Raw genomic sequence first — 1,389 nt, 5'->3', positions numbered from 1 at the left:
CACATCAAGAAGCGTGGTATTGAAGTTAAGATCGATGAAATACCAATTGATGACCCCGCGACCTATAAGCTTCTGGCTGCTGGTGAGACGGTTGGCGTGTTCCAGCTGGAAAGTCAGGGCATGCGCCGCGCCATTGCTGGTATGCGGCCTGACCGGTTTGAAGATATCATTGCTCTGGTGGCGCTCTATCGCCCGGGCCCGATGGACAACATCCCGATCTACAACGCGGTAAAACATGGCGAGCAGGAACCTGACTATCTTCACCCCTTGCTGGAACCAATCCTGACCGAGACAAACGGCATTATCGTTTATCAGGAACAGGTGATGCAGATTGCTCAGGTGCTGTCTGGTTACTCTCTTGGTGAAGCGGATTTGCTACGCCGTGCGATGGGTAAGAAGATTGCGGCTGAAATGGAGATCCAGCGAGCCCGCTTTGTTGAGGGGGCGGTTGAGCAGAAGGTCGATAAAAATCAGGCCGGGATGATCTACGATCTGGTGGCCAAGTTCGCGAACTACGGTTTTAACAAATCCCACGCGGCTGCTTATGCGCTTGTGGCCTATCAAACTGCATGGCTGAAAGCGAATTATCCGGTTGAGTTCCTCGCCGGCATCATGACGCTTGATCTGGGCAATACGGACAAGTTGAGTGACTTCCGTCAGGAAGCGGTGCGTATGGGCATCGAGGTCGTGCCACCCTCCGTCAATAAATCCGGTGTGCATTTTGGTGTGCTAGACGGCAAGATCGTTTACGCCATGGGGGCGATCAAAGGTGTGGGCGAACAGGCGGTTGAACACATCGTTGACGTGCGTGGAGATGAACCGTTTAAAGATCTAGGTGACTTTGCAACGCGTATCAGTCCGAAGGTTCTTAATAAGCGCACGATCGAGAATCTCATCGCCGCTGGCGCCTTTGATGAACTTAATCCAAACCGTGCGCAGTTGCTTGACGGTCTGGATCGCATCATCGGGATGGCACAGCGGACGGAAGAGAATAAGACATCTGGTCAAAATGATTTCTTTGGCGGAGATAATGCGCCTGAGCCTTTGATCCTTAATCCGACAGACCCTTGGTTGCCATCCGAGCGGCTGCAAAAAGAATATGCGGCGGTCGGCTTTTACATTTCAGCCCATCCGCTCGATGAGTATCGCGAGCTGTTCACCAAGTTGCGTGTGCAGCTTTGGAAAGATTTTGAGCGCTCTGTGAAGGCGGGGTCTTCCGCAGGGCGTCTTGCGGGCACTGTGACAGCAAAGCAGGAGCGCAAGACCCGTACCGGCAACCAGATGGGCATCGTTCGTATTTCTGATCCGACCGGGCAATATGAAGCGGTGATGTTCTCTGAGACTTTGAATCAGTGCCGCGATTTGCTGGAGCCGGGGCAATCTGTTGTG

At 53.2% G+C, this 1,389-nt stretch carries 1 protein-coding gene; it reads left to right on the top strand.

Going from position 1 to position 1,389, the window contains the following annotated elements:
* Positions 1-1,389: DNA polymerase III subunit alpha (gene dnaE, locus PPL9_RS33800; RefSeq protein ID WP_208989658.1), on the top strand; the 1,389-nt coding region annotated here is incomplete at both ends.

It is taken from the genome of Pseudovibrio sp. POLY-S9 (assembly GCF_001431305.1).
Taxonomy (GTDB): Bacteria; Pseudomonadota; Alphaproteobacteria; order Rhizobiales; family Stappiaceae; genus Pseudovibrio.
The sequence above is the reverse complement of the archived record's forward strand: the minus strand, read 5'-3'. Positions and strand labels throughout refer to the sequence as shown.